The following is a 16297-nucleotide window of genomic DNA, read 5'->3' as shown; positions in this document are numbered from 1 at the left end:
GGTCATACATAGCTATACAGACACCAACCTTATATTCGCGAATGGGAGAATCATTTCAGCAGCAACACAGTAGCATGTGCCGTCACATACTGGGCAGTAATAGCCATCGTTAAGTGATGCAGACAACCAACGGTCTGGGTGGTCTTTTACTAACTCGCCACCGCATTTTGAGAAATACTGGAAGGCACTGTTATTCGGGCTTTGGCGCCAAATATGAGCTAAACCACCGTGACAGCCAGAACCTACAGCTTCAACAATAGCGTGGTATAAAAGACCTTTGCCAACACCGCGGCCTTGGCTCTTTTCTGATACCGCGGCACATTTAAAATAGCATAGTTTGTCAGCAGGGATGTTCCATTCCGAAGGAGAGCACCATTCATCGACGTCCCAGTTGCCCGCAGCAAATGTAAGGCGTATGCCAACTAGCTCTTCGTCCATGAAGGCCAACCAATTCAGATTCCTTCCGTCTTGAGTGGTGCCTTTTTTCAGGTAGTCACGGAAACTCTCAGGAGACAAATAATTGTCTCCATGAACTTCATTCGCAAGCTTAACGACAGCCGTTTCGTCGGCTGCCGTCATTGGTCTGAAAATTAATTGAGAGTTTTCCATAACGTTCCTTGTCGATTAATAGCGGTAGGTTTCAGGTTTGTAAGGACCTTCAACAGCTACACCAATGTAGTCAGCTTGCTGTGACGTCATTTTCGTTAACACGCCGCCAAAACCTTCAACCATGTATTTCGCTACTTCTTCGTCGAGTTGCTTAGGCAATACTTCAACAGTAAGTTTAGCGGCTTTGTCTGCATCAGAAAGGCTTGCATACCCTTGTTCGAACAAGTGAATTTGAGCCAATACTTGGTTGGCGAAAGAGCCGTCCATAATGCGACTTGGGTGCCCTGTTGCGTTACCTAAGTTAACTAAGCGTCCCTCAGCAAGAAGAATTAAATAATCGTCTTTACTGTCTGAACGGAAAATTTGATGCACTTGCGGCTTCACTTCGTCCCAACGCCAATTTTTACGCATGAACGCCGTGTCGATTTCGTTATCGAAGTGACCAATGTTACATACAACAGCACCATTTTTAAGTGCGCTTAGCATGTATTGATCACATACGTTGACGTTACCGGTTGTGGTCACGATAAGGTCAGTTTGCGCAAGTAATTCAGTATTAATGCTTTCGCCATTACCTGTGTTGTTGCCGCCGATGTAAGGAGACACAACTTCATAGCCGTCCATGCATGCTTGCATCGCACAAATAGGGTCAACCTCAGTCACCTTAACGACCATGCCTTCTTGGCGAAGGCTTGCTGCAGAACCTTTACCTACGTCACCGTAGCCCACAACAAGGGCCTTTTTACCTGACAATAGGTGGTCTGTTGCACGCTTGATAGCGTCGTTTAATGAGTGACGGCAGCCGTATTTGTTGTCATTCTTAGACTTGGTTACAGAGTCGTTCACGTTGATTGCAGGAACTTTAAGCGTTCCTTTCTTCAACATTTCGAGTAAACGGTGAACGCCGGTCGTTGTCTCTTCTGTGATGCCATGAATGTGGTCTAACATTTCAGGGTAACGCTCGTGCATAAGCAACGTGAGGTCACCACCGTCGTCTAGAATCATGTTGGCGTCCCAAGGCTTACCGTCTTTCAAACAGGTTTGCTCTAAACACCACTCGTATTCTTCTTCAGTTTCACCTTTCCAAGCGAACACCGGAATACCCGCTTCGGCTATAGCCGCTGCTGCGTGGTCTTGGGTAGAAAATATATTGCACGAAGACCAACGTACTTCTGCACCAAGTTCAATTAACGTTTCAATCAGCACCGCTGTTTGAATCGTCATGTGAATGCAGCCGATAATTTTCGCACCCGCAAGCGGTTTGCTTTGCGCATATTTTTTGCGAATTTTCATGAGCGCCGGCATTTCAGATTCGGCGATAGAAATTTCTTTACGACCGTAATCGGCAAGGCTGATATCAGCAACTTTGTAATCTTGATGAGTCATGATTATTCCTAAGTTAATAAGTTACACGCGCTCTGCTTGTGCAGGCGCCAATTCTTGCAAAATGTCTTCGTGGGTTTGAGCAGGTAAACGCGGACCATAATGGGTGACCACCTCGGCCGCTGCGCGGCTTGCTAATGTGCCTGCCTTTGCTATGCCCCAACCTTGAGTAACCGCATACAAGTAGGCCCCTGCGAACATGTCGCCTGCGCCATTTGTATCAATTGCTTTTACTGGAAACCCCGGAACTTTTACGCGCTTTTCTTGGGTTCCGATCAACGCACCTTCTTTACCTTGCGTGACCACAACCTGTTTTGCGTATTTAAGAAGCTCGTTCATTGCTTCTTCTTGACTATCTTTACCTGTGTAAATTTCAGCTTCTTCACGGTTACAGAAAAGTACGTCTACGCCCGGCGTAAGAAATTCGTCTAAGCCTTCTTTAAAATACTTAACCATTGATGAGTCTGAAAACGTAAGTGCAATTTTTGTATTTGCACTTTCAGCAGCTTTGCGAGCAGACTTCACCGCGTCTCGGGCAATTTCTGAAGTAGCTAGGTAACCCTCAATGTAAAGGTATTCGCTATCTTTGATAGCTTCTTCTTTCAGCTCGTCGTGGGAAAAATCGATAGTGATACCTAGAAAGGTACACATGGTACGTTCCGCGTCCGGAGTTACCATGACTACGCACTTACCAGTATGACCGTCGTTGTCTTGTTCGTGTAGGTGTGTGTCTACGCCAGCAGCTTGTAAGTCTTTGCGATAAAAAATACCGTCTTCGTCGTTTGCGACTTTACAGCAGTAGAACGCTTGACCGCCAAACTGGCTAAGGGCAACAAGACTGTTTGCAGCTGAACCACCGCCGACACGTTTCTCAATTTTAAATTCCTTGTTGAGCTCACCTAACAGCAACTGCTGTTGCGCTTCGTCAAGTAGCGTCATGATGCTTTTCTCAACTTGATAGCGCTCTAAAAAACTGTCTGATACTTGGTATTCACGATCAACCAGTGCGTTACCAACGCCCGTTACATGGTATTTTTTCATAACAAAATGCAAAATTAATTTAATCGAACCGCGAATTATACCTGAAGCACGTCGTGGGATCGACGCTAATTGGTGATTACCTAGTGAGCAGTAAATCTGAAAACAGCAAAAGCGGAGATAAGGCTATCAACCAGGTGATTTGTAACAGCGCAAAGTGACGAAAAATAGCGACATAATTTTCCTTAGCTCGCAACTTTTGTGTACCCCATCGCGGTCTCGTAATGGTTTCCCCTTGGTACTTTATCGGTCCTCCTAGCGGTGCGTCGGTTACTGCTGCAACCAGCGAAAATAGCGAGCACTCTTGGCCATAAAGAAGCTGTGATTCAGAACCAGACCACTTGCTTTTTTTAGGTCTACGTTTTGTTACCCAAGCGAAAATCGTGAGTACTGCTCTAAATAACAACGCGGGAGGGGCATTAAAAATTCTGAATAGTTGAGTAGCGACAAAGCCGAAGTCGTGCCAGCCAGGTAAGTGTTGCGGCCAAGCGCGAGAAAGCTCATATAACACTCGGAAATTCAGAGCGCCGATAGGACCTAACAAGACAAACCAGAATAAGGTTCCAGCCCAACCATGAAAATGATTCTTCGCCGATTGTTCAAAAACAGCCTTTTGAACGCCAAACTCTGTGAGGTGACTGCAGTCCCGATTAAGCCAACGTGCAAGCCTTGCGCGCGCTATCTTGAGCATTTTTCGAGAGGCCGCATGGAGAATAACCTTGCGTTCTTGACGCCAAGGTTGGCTACCCAGCAAGAAAAATAGGAGAAGAAGTCCCAATAGCTGCTTCAGGTCGGCTAACGCATAAAATAAAGAAATAGAGCCAACAATAAGTAGCCAAACCAGCACGGTTGCCATAAGTCCCGATATCCGTTGCTGAGAACGAGAGCGTGGTTTATTCGGGTGAACCTTTTGCGCTAAACGTTTTGCACTTTGGTGAAGAATCCACAACGGGTGCATGCGGGTTGGAATGGGTAGCACCCACTCTACAACTACAATTGCTATTACCCATAATGTAAAAAGGCCTGCAGAAGCAGGCCCTAATAGGTCAATCATAAAACTCGCCTGTTGTGCTCTTCACAACAGGTTATCAGCTTGCAATAGCAACGTCACTATCTTCTACGTCACGAGGACGAGGCCCTGCAGCGCGAACATAATCATTTTGTCTAAGCTTGGTTTGAATAAATTCACCAAGCTCTGCAGCGCGATAACCAGGACGTGCTTTAAATCGCATAAATGGAACGCCTGCCGCGGCAAGTGAGTTCTTCAGGAACCAATTACGTTTCATTTGCGCGTGTGAAGGCTCCGTAGGTTCTAGTTCGATCACTGCAGAAATGCGCATTGAATTTTTATCGCAAAGCACGAAGTCTAAAACACGCGCATTTATTTTCTGATTGGCGTCGCGTTTCGCGCCTGCAGAAAGACCTTTTTCACGAACGCTAATAACGTCACCTAAACGTACTTTAGTGAAAATACGGTACTGGTTGCCACATGCCGATTCGAGTAATGAAAGAAACGAATCTTCCGTGACAGAGAAAAAGTTTTCTTGGCGTTTCTTGTAAGGATAGGGTGCAAAGTTTTCAGAAACTCTTGCCGCAAGTATTGCCACAGCAATTAAAGCAACAATAAAAAGAATGAGCACAATTTCCATAACAGTTAACCTCAGTGTCAGTTTCCTGACGCCTTACCTTAAGGCGCCACTCTCTGAAACTTAATGCAAACTGCTTGCCAGAATTATCGAAAATTTAAATTATGCAGTGAACCCGTTCGGTACGCCTTTGGTGACAATGCTTACGGCGTCATGGGCGTGTAAAGACTCATAGTGGTTAATGCGTACTCTGAAGTCTGCAACAGCTTTATGTTCATTCAAAGCCTTTTTCAGGATTCTGCCTGCGTCTTCACAAAACATGTTGTTTTGACCATTCAAACGAGCAAACTCCTGCTCATCTTCGCGCTTTACGGCGGCTTGAACGGGAGTTTTCAGTTGGGCTTCTGCTTCGTCGATAAGCTGTTGAACCAGAAAACTGTCTGCTTGCTCATTAAGTCGTACTTTAATTTCAGCAATTGAACGCTGACTGTGAGGTGTAGCAACAATGCCTTGTTGGCTACCCAACCATTCAGCAACCGTTTCAGTACTCACTTGTTCTTGAGCAAACTTATCTCGGAACGCCTCTTGGATGAGCTGGCGCGCTAATGCAGCAGAGCATGGACAGGTTGAGGAGTAGGTAACATCTACTGAAACGTCACAGTGGAACTTGCCGCTTCTCATCTCTCCCTTAATTTCAACCGGGTATGCTTTCCAGCCTTGTTTACCAGAAAGTAGCGCGTTACGGCGTAAATGATGATCAAAACGAATGGCCACCATAGCGTTGTCGCTGAGATCAGCATGCGTTTCGATGAAGGTCTCAAGTAACTTTTTGATGCCTTCTGGTGTCACTTCTCCTTCGGCTGAAAGGGCTTCTAGTGCCAAATAGAGCCGAGACATATGAATGCCTTTAGCCTCTTCTTTATCTAAGCTTACAAATGCGTCAACGCGTGCGCCTACACGGGTGGTTTCACCATTGTCCACAAACATTAACGGCATTTCTATTTCACTCATCCCCACCCAGTCTAATGTTCCTACGTGCGCCGTTTTTGTATGACTGGCGATATCTGGCATTGAAGATGTCATGCTTTGTGCAACTCCGCTATGCTGGTCTGGCTCTTTATACATAATCTATTTAACCTGTGGTCTGTGGCGTTCGCCTTAATCGAAGACCTGTCTACTGCATTTTTAATTGTGACAGGTTATCATAACTTCACCCATTACGGATCAATTCAGCTTACGGATCCGTCGATTGACGTTAGCGTTTTTTTTGATGAATTAGGAAAGGCATGAATAATTTAGATACTCACCTGATCGAGCAGTATTTAACGATCCTGGGTAAAGAGGGAATTCAAGACAGCTATAAGTCTTTTGTTGTGGTAATGCCGGAATATATTGAAGAACTTGACACTTGCAAGGACGCAAAAGACTCAGGTGGTTTGCGAAAGCAAGCTCATAAGATAAAAGGAGCTTGTCGCTCGCTAGGCTTCTCAAGACTAGCTGAGCATATGGAGTACTTAGAGAAAGAAGCTTGGAGCTGGCCGGAAGCCGACCAAGTCATGCAGAAATGGGACTCAAACTACAAAGAGGACACAGAGGCACTAGCTTCTTGGCTGGAAGGAAAGCGGTAGCCTCTATGAAGCTACCTTAACTTCTACGTCGCCCACAAAGCGATAACCTTCACCATGAATTGTGGTAATCAAGTTAGGCGTGTCCGGGTGAGACTCAAAGTGTCTCCGAATACGTCTAATTGCCACATCAACAGTTCTGTCATTTGGGCGTAGCTCACGGTCGAGCATTTTACGTACTAATGTCTCGCGGTCGTGGATTTTCCCAGGGTGAGTAAGGAACAGCTCAAGCGCTCTGAATTCACTTTTCGGCAACCGGAAAATCTTCTTCTCTGGCGAGTACAAGCAGCGGCTGTCGCAGTCTAAAACCCAATTTGAGAAATGGTACTGCCGACTCCCTTCTACTGAGAATTCTTGAGGAGTATTGATTTGCTCAATGCGGCGCGCCAAATTTCTTACGCGGATAGTGAGTTCTCTTGGGTTGTAAGGCTTAATCAGATAATCGTCAGCACCAAGCTCGAGTGCGAGAAGACGGTCGTCTTCACTGTCACGCCCTGTTAAGAAAATTAACCCAATGTTGTTTTGTTCACGTAACGACTCTGCTAACTCAAGACCACTTTGGCCAGGTAAATTCACGTCCATGATAATAATGTCAATGGCTTGCTGCGCCATTATATGTTCCATTTGCCGTCCGTCTGCAGCGTCGAACACCTCATATCCCTCTTGCTGAAATAAGCGTGAGAGTGTCTGGCGGGTTACAACCTCGTCTTCTACTATCAGGAGTTTTACGTTCATATTTGCTTCCGTGGGCTCGCTGTTATGCATTGTACTCAATGTAGTTATTTTGTTTCCAATGTATAAGAATATGTTTTTGCAACCCTTTAATGCAAGCTTAACTGCATATTATTTTAATTTTATTCTTCTACTTGGACCGGAATTTCTATATCAAATTTCGTACCTTGATCGGCAACGCTAGTGCAAGATATTTTACCTTTTAACAGTTGGGTAACCAAGTTATAAACTAGATGCATACCTAATCCAGGGTGTCCTGACGAGCGGCTTGAGGTCATAAAAGGTTCAAAAATACGCTTCTGAATTTCTTCGCTCATCCCCACACCGTTGTCGTGGCACTGAATGAGTAGCTTTCCTTCTTTCACGTGTAAACGTAAATCGATAATGCCATGGTCTTTATTTTTAAAACCGTGGTAAATCGCGTTTTCAAGCAACTCAGTTAAAATGCCTTCTAATGGGTGGCGGCGTATTTTAATAATGGAGTCGTCTGTACTTAGTTCAATTTTGCACTTCTCTGGATTTTTCAGCAAAGGACTGAGTCGGTCGACCATAATGTTGCCGAATTGCTCTAGGTAAATGACAGAGGGCTCTTCTTTAGCATGTTCAAAGGCTAGGCTGCGGAAGCTACCAATAAGCTCTCCTGCACGTTTTAAATTGCGCTGTACTATATTGATGTTGTTCACAAATTCCGCGTAAATAGCATTCAGCTTCTCTTTATTACCTTCTTCAAGTTGACCTTGGAGTTCTTCTAGCTTGTCTTCGATTAAGCTCGCTGCTGTAACGCTTAAACCAACAGGCGTATTTATTTCATGTGCTATTCCAGCAACCATGTTACTCATGGCTGCCAGCCGTTCGGTTTCTAAACGCTTATTCTGCGTTGAGTGTAACTGCTCGAGGGTGTCTACTAACTCTTGGTTTGCTGTGCGTAACGCACTTGTGCGTTGTTGAATTTTACTCTCTAAGTCTTCAACAACATTGTGGTGCTCTAAATCGCTCTCCCTAGCTTTCCTCATGAGCAATTGTAGTTTGTCGAGTACCTTATTCATGCTCGCACTGAAATGGTCGATCTCTAAAAGCTCCGCTGGTGGGAGGCGTAAATCGTAGTTTCTCGTTTGATTGATTTGCCGCGCAACTTCGTTCACCTCTATCAGGGGACGCATCAGATATCGGCGTAATACATTCGACAATATTCCTGCAATCAACAAACTCAGGGCAAAGCTAGCAAAAGCGTAGGTACTCGCTTTCCAAATGTAATTATTTAATTCACTCAAAGAAGCCCTGATATACATATAACCCAATAGTTGGTGATCTGGATTATAGATTGGACGAGCAATTTCTATACTTCCAGAAGCAGTGGTTGCTTGCGTGTAGTCTTCAATATTATTCGCTCGATTCGGTAATGGGGGTAAATCTGACCGATTATAGCTAGTGAAAAAATCGATACGGTCGGTGGTCGAAACATAACGATATAAATGTGCATGGGTTATGAAGTTTGTCTGTTGTAACCCGGAAAGAATGTTGTCAGCGAGTGCGCTGTTGTTTTCACTGAGTGCTTGAGCAACGGTAACAGTTAGAATTTCTATGTTCGCTTCGGCGCGCTCTATTAAAGACGCCTCGTAGTTGCGAGATTGAATGAGCAAATTTATCGTGGAGGAAAGCGCAACAGCGAGCCCAGTTACTAATATAACTGTAAGCAAAAGCCCCTGTTTGATTGATGTTCCTTTTACCATGGCTAGTGTAACCATTCTCCCCCAATTCAATACTTCATCTTATGTCTCAATAGTGCCAATGACAAGCCAACTTATTCAGCAGTAACCACTTTGAAAGATTTATTCTGAGCAATAACCGATATTCGTTTGAATTGCTCGGCGAGTAGCCTTTCCCACGGTAAGAACTGGTTAAAAACAAGAAGCACCTTTCCGTTAGCTTTAAGGTGGCTCTTGGCTTTGAGAATAAACTGTGTCGCTATCTCGTAATTAGTAGACTTGCCCTGATGAAAAGGAGGATTTGAGATAATCCAGTCAACCTTGGGGAGGTTAGCAGGAATACCGTCATCGAGATAAAACGAACAGCTTGCATTAAACCTTTTTAGGGTGTGTTTACTGGCCTCTATCGCAAAAGCATTAAGGTCGCATAAATGCATGCTATTGATAGAGCCTTGTCGTTCTGATTGTGTACTTAGCAAAAACTGACTAATTACACCGCTGCCGCAGCCAAAGTCGAGAACATCACCAGAAATGCTTGAGGGTAACTTTTCGAGAAGCAATTTTGTTCCAAGATCTAATTTGTCTTGACTGAATACACCTGGAAGAAACGACAAACTCAATTGAGTTTTCCCGAGCGTAACATCCGTGACACTCAAGTTTTTTTCTATCCACGAGTCTTTTCTAGGTTCGTTTGCGAGGTACTCGGCGCAAAGTACCTGACAATGATTGCCACTCTGTGTTTTTTGAAAGGCAGACCAGTTTCCTACTTGCTTCTTAGCCCAAGACTTAGCGCCAGAATCTTTGCTACCGACAATATAGAGTTGTGTTCCGTGTTGGCTAACGCTTTGCAAGGCCTCAAAAATGTAATTACAAAGCTTCTTTTCTTTAGGGAGGAAAACAAGAATAGACTCTTGTTCTTCTACATTTGGTGGTTGAGCACCAATATAGCTGTTGGACCGGCTCTGAAAAATTGCGTGTGCATAGAAATGCCATGCTGAGATTGAGCTTGGTAATTGAGCTTCGGCAGGGGGGTTAACAACAAGGGTATTTGGATATTGCTCAAAAAAATGAATTCGGGAAATAAGGTTCCAACTGGCTAGGGACTGTTTATCTTTCATATATATCTCTGTTGAGTGATCAAAAGTCTTTGAATCACTCAAACTTAATCTTGCCTTCTTTCAATAAAATGGTACTTGGTCCTCGAGGCTCATGCAGTCGTTGTGCTTTTTCGTTAAACAAAAACTCGGCCCCAACATGAGTTACCTTGTTAACTCTAACCCGAATAGGATTATGCTGCACTTCCTGGCTATGAAGAAATTCAAGGCGATTTTTGGACATCATAATTTCATGTTGTACGCGCTGTAATGCCTTTTGTAGTGCTTTTCCAAACCCTTTCTTAAAGGCTTTAGGTTGTTCGAGGAACTTTTCTTTAGCCTTGAGTAACTTTTTCTTCTGAGTCACTAGTTTAGCCAACTTGTCTGCCAACTCCAGCTGTTCTTCTAGATTCGCTGGGGCTGTTGCTTCTACGTTAAATAACACACGAGTTCTAGTTCCTGCAGGAGCCCCAAGCTGCCCGACGAAAACGTCGTCTGCAATTTCCAGCTGACCACCAATAACTTTACCATTCGCGGCACTCCCTTCTCCGCCAATGTGAATCTTTCCAGGCGTTATAACTTGGCAATGAGTAAGCTGTTTTTCTACGAACAATCCGTGTTGCGGAATAAGCGTCGCATACTGGGAGTAGTTCAGCCAAATAGACCCGTCGGCAACAATGCGTGTGGAGTGACTTGGATAATTTCCATCTTCATCTAACAGTTCCGGGTCCCTTTGATGCCCTATAACGCCTTTGGTAACGGTAATATTTCCTTTTGCACGAATGTTCGCAGAGTCTACGTATCCATTTACAGTGACGTCTCCCTCAGCGAAAACTCTCATACCAGGGGTTACGTTTCCGTTGACGAATACCGAACCGTCAAAGTCGATATGTCCCGTACTTACATCTACTCCTTTGAGCGCTAGAACGTCATCAACGCTACAACTGTTGTCTACGAAAGAGGGCATGCCTGTAACTGTGGCAACTAAACGGTTAGGGTTCTTTTTGCTAATTTCGGTGCCTTTCCCAGCCTTTATTTGCTGATCTTTACCGTCTTCTGCTTTTAAAGTGTCACCTGTAACCGTAACCCCTGGCCTGCCTGGTTTGGGTGGAATGCGCTCTAAAATTTCTACACCTTCTTTTACGGACACAACAGAGCCGAGATCCCGCATATCAACTCTGTGCTGGTCTTTAGATTGAGGTTTTAAAACACGTTGGCGAGCATCTTCTACTAACGGTTTAAACTTGGCGTCTACTCCATTTCTTGGCTGTCTGCCACGAGCGATGGTAATGGTAAGCAGAGCTCCGGGAGGTGCCTCTTTGGTATGAATGACAATTTGTTCGATGGCTTTTTTGCGAATGCCGTTGGTTATATGCGCATTGCGGAGGTAGTTAAGCACTTGCTCTGTGGAAAAGGAAACACCGCCGTATGGAGCAGTCACAATTGCTTCTGCTTCCATTTTGTCGTCGCTAATTTTGAAGGTAAGGCTGGCGTTCTGGCGATCGCCTATTTTAATAGATACCCATTTTTCAGGTGCATCAAGCAACCCTGCCTCAAATGCTTCAGGAAGACTTGTCCAAATATCGTCGATAAGCTTGATGTCTTTTACGTCGGAGGCTCGAAACATTTTTTCCAAAGCATGCGTGGTTAAGCGCTCCACATCGAAAACTCTGGGGATATCAATAAAAACTTCGGACTTCTTTTCGCTAAACTTTATGGCTTTAATAACCCACCCCCAAGTGAACCTAGTTATTATTATTTTTGTTTAGGTTCGGATAGTCTTTAAGATACGCTGACGCGGCCTTAAAGTCGAAACTCTCTAAGCAACTTACAAGTTGGCGGAGGCCTTCTGGTATATTTTTTGCGCCAAAACTTGCTTGCCATTGGTGGGCAAGTTTGAGGGCTGAAATATTTCGCTGCCTAATTAACTGTTTCATTTTTTCATACTCATCATTGTTCGATGAATCTATTATTTTTTCAATAGTTTCTAACGTACGTTCTAATTCTTCTAGAGCTGCGGTGACCTCGTCCTTGGGGGGCAATTCTTTGTGTGTACATACTCTGGTGGCTAAAGTACCTAGTCGAGTAAAACCTAAAATATCGCTTACGCCTTTAATGGCGTGGAATATTTCGTACACTTCGTTTGCTTGGTCAGGTGTTCCTTGGCGCAACCAGGCGCGCACTAGGCTTGGTGAATTCTTATACTGTTCGTAGAACAAATGTTCACGTTCGCTTTGTACGCTTGACGGCATACTTTGTAACCTTTTGTCGTGAAATTCTTACTAAATACTGCTAACTGTTTAAAAGGTACTATAAACCGTTTATGACTTTATCGGCAGATTTTTTATACACTTGAAGGTTACAGTGGATCGGTAGGGTAAGCTTCAACAAAGGTGTCCACCATTTCTGAAGCGGTAGGAATCTCTGATTTATCGAAGCAGGCGATATTAAAGAGTGCTTCTCCTTCATTTGCGATGGGAATGTTGCTGATACCGATAATAATACCGGTGACAGGTGAAGTGATCACGGTCGTTTCTGACTCGTGCGGCGCTACCACCTCAGCTAAAATCTGATTTCGAGATACACTTTGCCCAAGCTCTACGCGGCTAAGAACTAAGCCGTCACTCTCACTGCGCACCCAAACTGAACGCTGCGCGAAGACCGGAGTAACTTTTTTTCGGGTGCGGCGGCCTTTCATCATTTTAAGCATTTTCATGACATTGGTTACGCCATTTAAGCCAGCTCGAATGGCTGCAAAGTCGAAACGCAATGCTTCACCTGCTTCATACAAAATTAGAGGAATACCCAGCTCTGAGCATTGAGAGCGAAGAGTTCCCTCTACATTCTTTGAGTTTAAAATGACGGGTGAGTTAAACGCTTCAGCCATTTGAACCGCAATTTCACTTTCAACATTGACCCTAATTTGCGGTAAGTTGCTGCGATGCACCGCGCCCGTATGAAGGTCAATAATGTGCGTCGCGCGCTCCACCAGAGACGTGTTAATGATATGCGCGAGTCGGCTACCTAGGGCGCCACGTTCAGAGCCGGGAAAACAGCGGTTTAGGTCGCGGCGGTCGGGTAAATAGCGAGAACGTTGAATGAACCCAAACATATTAACAACCGGCACCACTAAAAGTGTGCCAGCAAGCTGACCCGGGTCGATGACGTCCATTAACCGCCGGCAAATTTCTATGCCGTTTAATTCGTCACCATGAATTGCCGCACAAACGAGCAAAGTCGGGCCCGGCTTTACACCGTGAAAAACCTCTACGTGAAGGTCTAATGCAGTGTCGTTGTATAGCCTCGCCGCTGGTAAGTGAATTGCGCAGCGAGTACCGGGTTGAATGGTGTGCTCTGCCAGTTCATAAGGTTGTTGACGAACTTTCGCCATTTTTAGCCTTTTCCTTTCGTTCTAGTTTTATGAGACTTCGCGTTTTTCTCGATAAAGCTAATGATTTGACCTGCTACGTCCTTTTCCGTTGCAGACTCAATACCTTCTAAACCTGGCGAAGAGTTAACTTCCATAACTAAAGGCCCGTGGTTAGAGCGTAAAATATCTACACCTGCAACATTAAGTCCCATAGTTTTGGCTGCTTTAACTGCTGTAGCACGCTCTGCTGAACTTAATTTTACGAGTGTGGCACTACCTCCACGATGCAGGTTTGACCGGAACTCTCCCGGCTTGGCCTGACGTTTCATAGCTGCAACAACTTTATCGCCTAGAACGAAGCAGCGAATATCGGCACCACCAGATTCCTTAATGTATTCTTGCACCATAAAGTGTGCATTTAATCCCATAAACGCTTCGATAACACTCTCTGCGGCTTTTCGGGTTTCCGCTAAAACAACGCCTATACCTTGCGTACCTTCCAGCAACTTAATTACTAACGGAGAACCGCCAACCATGTCGATAAGGTCTGGAATGTCTGCTGGTTTAGAGGCGAAGCCTGTTACGGGTAAGCCAATGCCTTTTCTTGACAGTAGTTGCAATGAGCGCAATTTATCGCGGCTACGGCTAATGGCCACAGACTCGTTGACGGGATATACGCCCATCATCTCAAATTGGCGTAAAACGGCTGTCCCGTAAAATGTAATGCTTGCACCAATACGCGGAATAATTGCGTCAAACTCGGGTAGTTCTTTGCCGCGCATATGAATTGAAGGCTCTTTAGCATTGATATTCATATAACAGTGCAGCGGGTCTAGAACATGAACTTCATGACCACGTTCTTCAGCAGCTTCAATGAGGCGTCTTGTCGAGTAGAGCTTCCTATTTCTCGATAGAATCGCAATGCGCATTAATTCTCTCCCAATAAAAATGATTCTTGTGGATTAACAATAAACCTTCCATTCATAGCTTGTCGACCGAGTAGCATTCGAAACTTCATGGAGTCTCTGTTAGTTAAGGTTAACTCCGCCGGGAAGCTAACAGAGCCTGCATGTACGGTAGTTTCAATAACGTAACGCTCTTCAATGTGTCCGCCTGAATCGGTTACATTTCTTTGTTCTACAATTCGAGCCTCACAAACATGCTCTTCTAAACTGTCTTGAATCGGATGTACCCAAATTTTCAACCAGCGTTCACCGTTCTTTTCAAAAGGTTCAAGCTTAAAGGCGTGTAAACATGAAGTTTTGGCGCCCGTGTCGACTTTTGCTTTAATGTTTTCGATACCTAATTCAGGTAACGAAAGCCATTCACGCCAACCTATTGTGGGAAGAGCTTGCACGATGTTAATCCTTGTACTTTAAAAGCAGTTTTTAATAGTGCGCTTTTTACAGCGAATGTGATCCAATATGCAATAAATATCTCTATAAAGGATACTTTTATCACGTTAAGCTAAGCTAAACGAATAACGTTAGCTTAGGAGGGAAAATGGCGGTCTGCAATACTTGCCAATGTTACAAAAAGCTTGGTTTCGATATAAAAATGGCGTTTCAGCCTATCGTAAATGTGCGTGAGCAAACGCTTTATGCTCATGAAGCTTTAGTGCGTGGAGCAAATGGCGAAGGCGCAGGAGAGGTTATCGGGAAAGTCACCGACGAAATGATCTATTCTTTTGACCAGCAATGCCGCATGACAGCGATTGAAACGGCTTCTAAAGTAAAACTGCCAAGCCGAGTGAGTATAAATTTTCTACCAAACGCGATTTACGAGCCAGAAACGTGCTTAGCAAGAACTCTGGAAACCGCAAACCGTGTGAAGTTTCCTCGAGAAAACATTATTTTTGAAGTGACAGAGCACGAGAAAATCGAGAATAAGGCTCTGCTCAAGGAAGTTTTTAAGACCTATAAAGAACACGGCTTTTTGACGGCCATTGATGACTTTGGCGAAGGCTATGCAGGCTTGAATATGCTTTCAGATTTTCAGCCTGATCTTCTGAAAATAGATATGAACCTGATTCGTAATATCGACACCGACAAAGTGAAAAGATCGATCGTGAAAGGTGTACTTACCGTAGCAAATGATCTTGACATAACACCCATTGCTGAAGGCATTGAAACTGAAGGTGAGAAGAACGCTTTGATCGACTTAGGCATTGAACTGATGCAAGGTTTTTATTTCGCCAAACCTCATATCGAAGCTGCTCATATCCCAACAGGGTTTCGCGCTGCTTAAGTTAGTTCAGAACAGCCAAAAATACACGGCAAACATAATGACTGCCCAAATTAGAGTCCATCGGATTCGTCGACAATACGGGCAGTCTCGATTATTCATTATGCTCTCCTAACGCGCGGTGTAAAATAGCAGCCGTATATTGTTTCTTTAAGTAATAACCCCTTGGCCTAGTTTGAATATAACCGCCATTTGGACCTATAGCTTGGGTGAGCGCTTTTCCGTTTGCTGCTTTCGGTCGGATTTGCAACGCGGTTCCAACTCTAGCTGTAATAGCCTCAACTTGGCCCAATACCACCATATCGGTTAACTCTTCCCAGTCTTGCCGCAATATATTTTCTTCAATCTCGTTGGGTGTCCATAAAATAGGGTGCCCTACAACTCTTTCCCCAGGAGGAATCTCACGGCGGCCGTCAATGGGTAGCCACAGTACGCGCTGCAATTTGTTTCGAACATTACTCTGCTCCCAAGTTACACCGTTTAAATTGAGAAGTGGGGCAATACATACGTAGGTGGTTTCTAACGGAGCACCGAGTTCGTCTACTGGAATGGTTTTGAGCTCAATACGAAGCTCAGGAAAGTCTTGCTCTGGCCTAGACCCCGCCGTGGCACCTAAAAATAGCTCAATCAATTGCCCAGCCCAGCCTTTGGCATGGCGCAACGACGTTGGCGTTTGCCATTCGGCAATTGTTGCTAGCTGACGTAATGAATAGCCGGCAATTGCATGAGCGCGAGCCAAAAGCTCTTGTTCTGTTCGCGGTGCACCAGAGGGAATGGATAAAGAGGTCATGAATGCCTAGTTCAATAGTCTGAAAAGTATATGTTAACGGGGTCAGAAAATTGCTACAAGTTGTGTATCGGTGTTTGCTGATATGCTCACTTTGTGGAAGAATCGTTATTAATAGAGATT

Annotated in this window: 17 protein-coding genes; 2 read left to right on the top strand and 15 right to left on the bottom strand. The window is 44.6% G+C overall.

The annotated features are described in order from the left end of the window. Positions 1-12: 12 nt before the first annotated feature. From EYQ95_RS06680 to folE2, 6 genes are all read right to left on the bottom strand, one after another. Entirely contained in the window at positions 13-609 is a 597-nt protein-coding gene (locus EYQ95_RS06680; RefSeq protein WP_111915128.1) for a GNAT family N-acetyltransferase, read from the bottom strand. 15 nt (positions 610-624) lie between these two features. Then, positions 625-1995, bottom strand: a complete 1371-nt coding sequence (gene ahcY, locus EYQ95_RS06675; protein WP_111915127.1) for an adenosylhomocysteinase — start codon at positions 1993-1995, stop codon at positions 625-627. 21 nt (positions 1996-2016) lie between these two features. Beyond that, entirely contained in the window at positions 2017-3033 is a 1017-nt protein-coding gene (locus EYQ95_RS06670; RefSeq protein ID WP_111915661.1) for an adenosine kinase, read from the bottom strand. 76 nt (positions 3034-3109) lie between these two features. Then, positions 3110-4084: a cobalamin biosynthesis protein gene (locus EYQ95_RS06665; RefSeq protein ID WP_111915126.1), complete on the bottom strand. Its 975-nt coding sequence runs from the start codon at positions 4082-4084 to the stop codon at positions 3110-3112. A 34-nt stretch (positions 4085-4118) separates the two neighbouring features. Next, a complete protein-coding gene (locus EYQ95_RS06660; RefSeq protein WP_111915125.1) occupies positions 4119-4679 on the bottom strand; it encodes a DUF2726 domain-containing protein in 561 nt (186 codons plus the stop codon). Positions 4680-4778: 99 nt separating this feature from the next. Beyond that, on the bottom strand, positions 4779-5699 hold the full coding sequence (gene folE2, locus EYQ95_RS06655) for a GTP cyclohydrolase FolE2 (RefSeq protein ID WP_111915660.1): 921 nt from the start codon (positions 5697-5699) through the stop codon (positions 4779-4781). Positions 5700-5902: 203 nt separating this feature from the next. On the opposite strand from folE2, the gene EYQ95_RS06650 reads away from it, so the two are divergent. Then, positions 5903-6244, top strand: a complete 342-nt coding sequence (locus EYQ95_RS06650) for an Hpt domain-containing protein (protein ID WP_111915124.1) — start codon at positions 5903-5905, stop codon at positions 6242-6244. Between the two features lie 3 nt (positions 6245-6247). On the opposite strand, the gene arcA is transcribed toward EYQ95_RS06650, so the two are convergent. The 8 genes from arcA to EYQ95_RS06610 form a co-directional block, all read right to left on the bottom strand. Then, positions 6248-6976, bottom strand: a complete 729-nt coding sequence (gene arcA, locus EYQ95_RS06645; protein WP_111915123.1) for a two-component system response regulator ArcA — start codon at positions 6974-6976, stop codon at positions 6248-6250. Between the two features lie 119 nt (positions 6977-7095). After that, positions 7096-8703: a HAMP domain-containing sensor histidine kinase gene (locus EYQ95_RS06640; RefSeq protein WP_165924692.1), complete on the bottom strand. Its 1608-nt coding sequence runs from the start codon at positions 8701-8703 to the stop codon at positions 7096-7098. 71 nt (positions 8704-8774) lie between these two features. Continuing rightward, the gene (locus EYQ95_RS06635; RefSeq protein ID WP_111915121.1) at positions 8775-9797 is read right to left on the bottom strand and encodes a methyltransferase; all 1023 of its coding nucleotides are present in this window, start codon (positions 9795-9797) and stop codon (positions 8775-8777) included. Between the two features lie 34 nt (positions 9798-9831). Then, positions 9832-11433, bottom strand: coding sequence for a DUF342 domain-containing protein (locus EYQ95_RS06630; RefSeq protein ID WP_111915120.1), 1602 nt, complete (start codon positions 11431-11433; stop codon positions 9832-9834). Between the two features lie 85 nt (positions 11434-11518). Next, entirely contained in the window at positions 11519-12025 is a 507-nt protein-coding gene (locus EYQ95_RS06625; protein WP_111915119.1) for an Hpt domain-containing protein, read from the bottom strand. 107 nt (positions 12026-12132) lie between these two features. Beyond that, complete coding sequence (locus EYQ95_RS06620; protein ID WP_111915118.1) at positions 12133-13164, bottom strand: succinylglutamate desuccinylase/aspartoacylase family protein; 1032 nt, start codon at positions 13162-13164, stop codon at positions 12133-12135. 2 nt (positions 13165-13166) lie between these two features. Beyond that, complete coding sequence (gene rimK / locus EYQ95_RS06615) at positions 13167-14072, bottom strand: 30S ribosomal protein S6--L-glutamate ligase (RefSeq protein ID WP_111915117.1); 906 nt, start codon at positions 14070-14072, stop codon at positions 13167-13169. Then, on the bottom strand, positions 14072-14500 hold the full coding sequence (locus EYQ95_RS06610) for an ATP-dependent zinc protease (RefSeq protein WP_111915116.1): 429 nt from the start codon (positions 14498-14500) through the stop codon (positions 14072-14074). The genes rimK and EYQ95_RS06610 overlap by 1 nt, the downstream gene beginning before the upstream one ends. A 146-nt stretch (positions 14501-14646) precedes the next feature. Between EYQ95_RS06610 and EYQ95_RS06605 the strand changes: the two genes are divergently transcribed. Further along, the gene (locus EYQ95_RS06605; RefSeq protein WP_111915115.1) at positions 14647-15390 is read left to right on the top strand and encodes an EAL domain-containing protein; all 744 of its coding nucleotides are present in this window, start codon (positions 14647-14649) and stop codon (positions 15388-15390) included. A gap of 91 nt (positions 15391-15481) precedes the next feature. Here the strand turns inward: EYQ95_RS06605 and mutH are convergent, their stop codons facing one another. Further along, on the bottom strand, positions 15482-16177 hold the full coding sequence (gene mutH, locus EYQ95_RS06600) for a DNA mismatch repair endonuclease MutH (protein WP_207801091.1): 696 nt from the start codon (positions 16175-16177) through the stop codon (positions 15482-15484). Positions 16178-16297 lie beyond the last annotated feature (120 nt).

The sequence above is a fragment of the Lysobacter sp. N42 genome, assembly GCF_004344885.1.
This window is presented reverse-complemented; position numbering and strand designations above follow the sequence as displayed.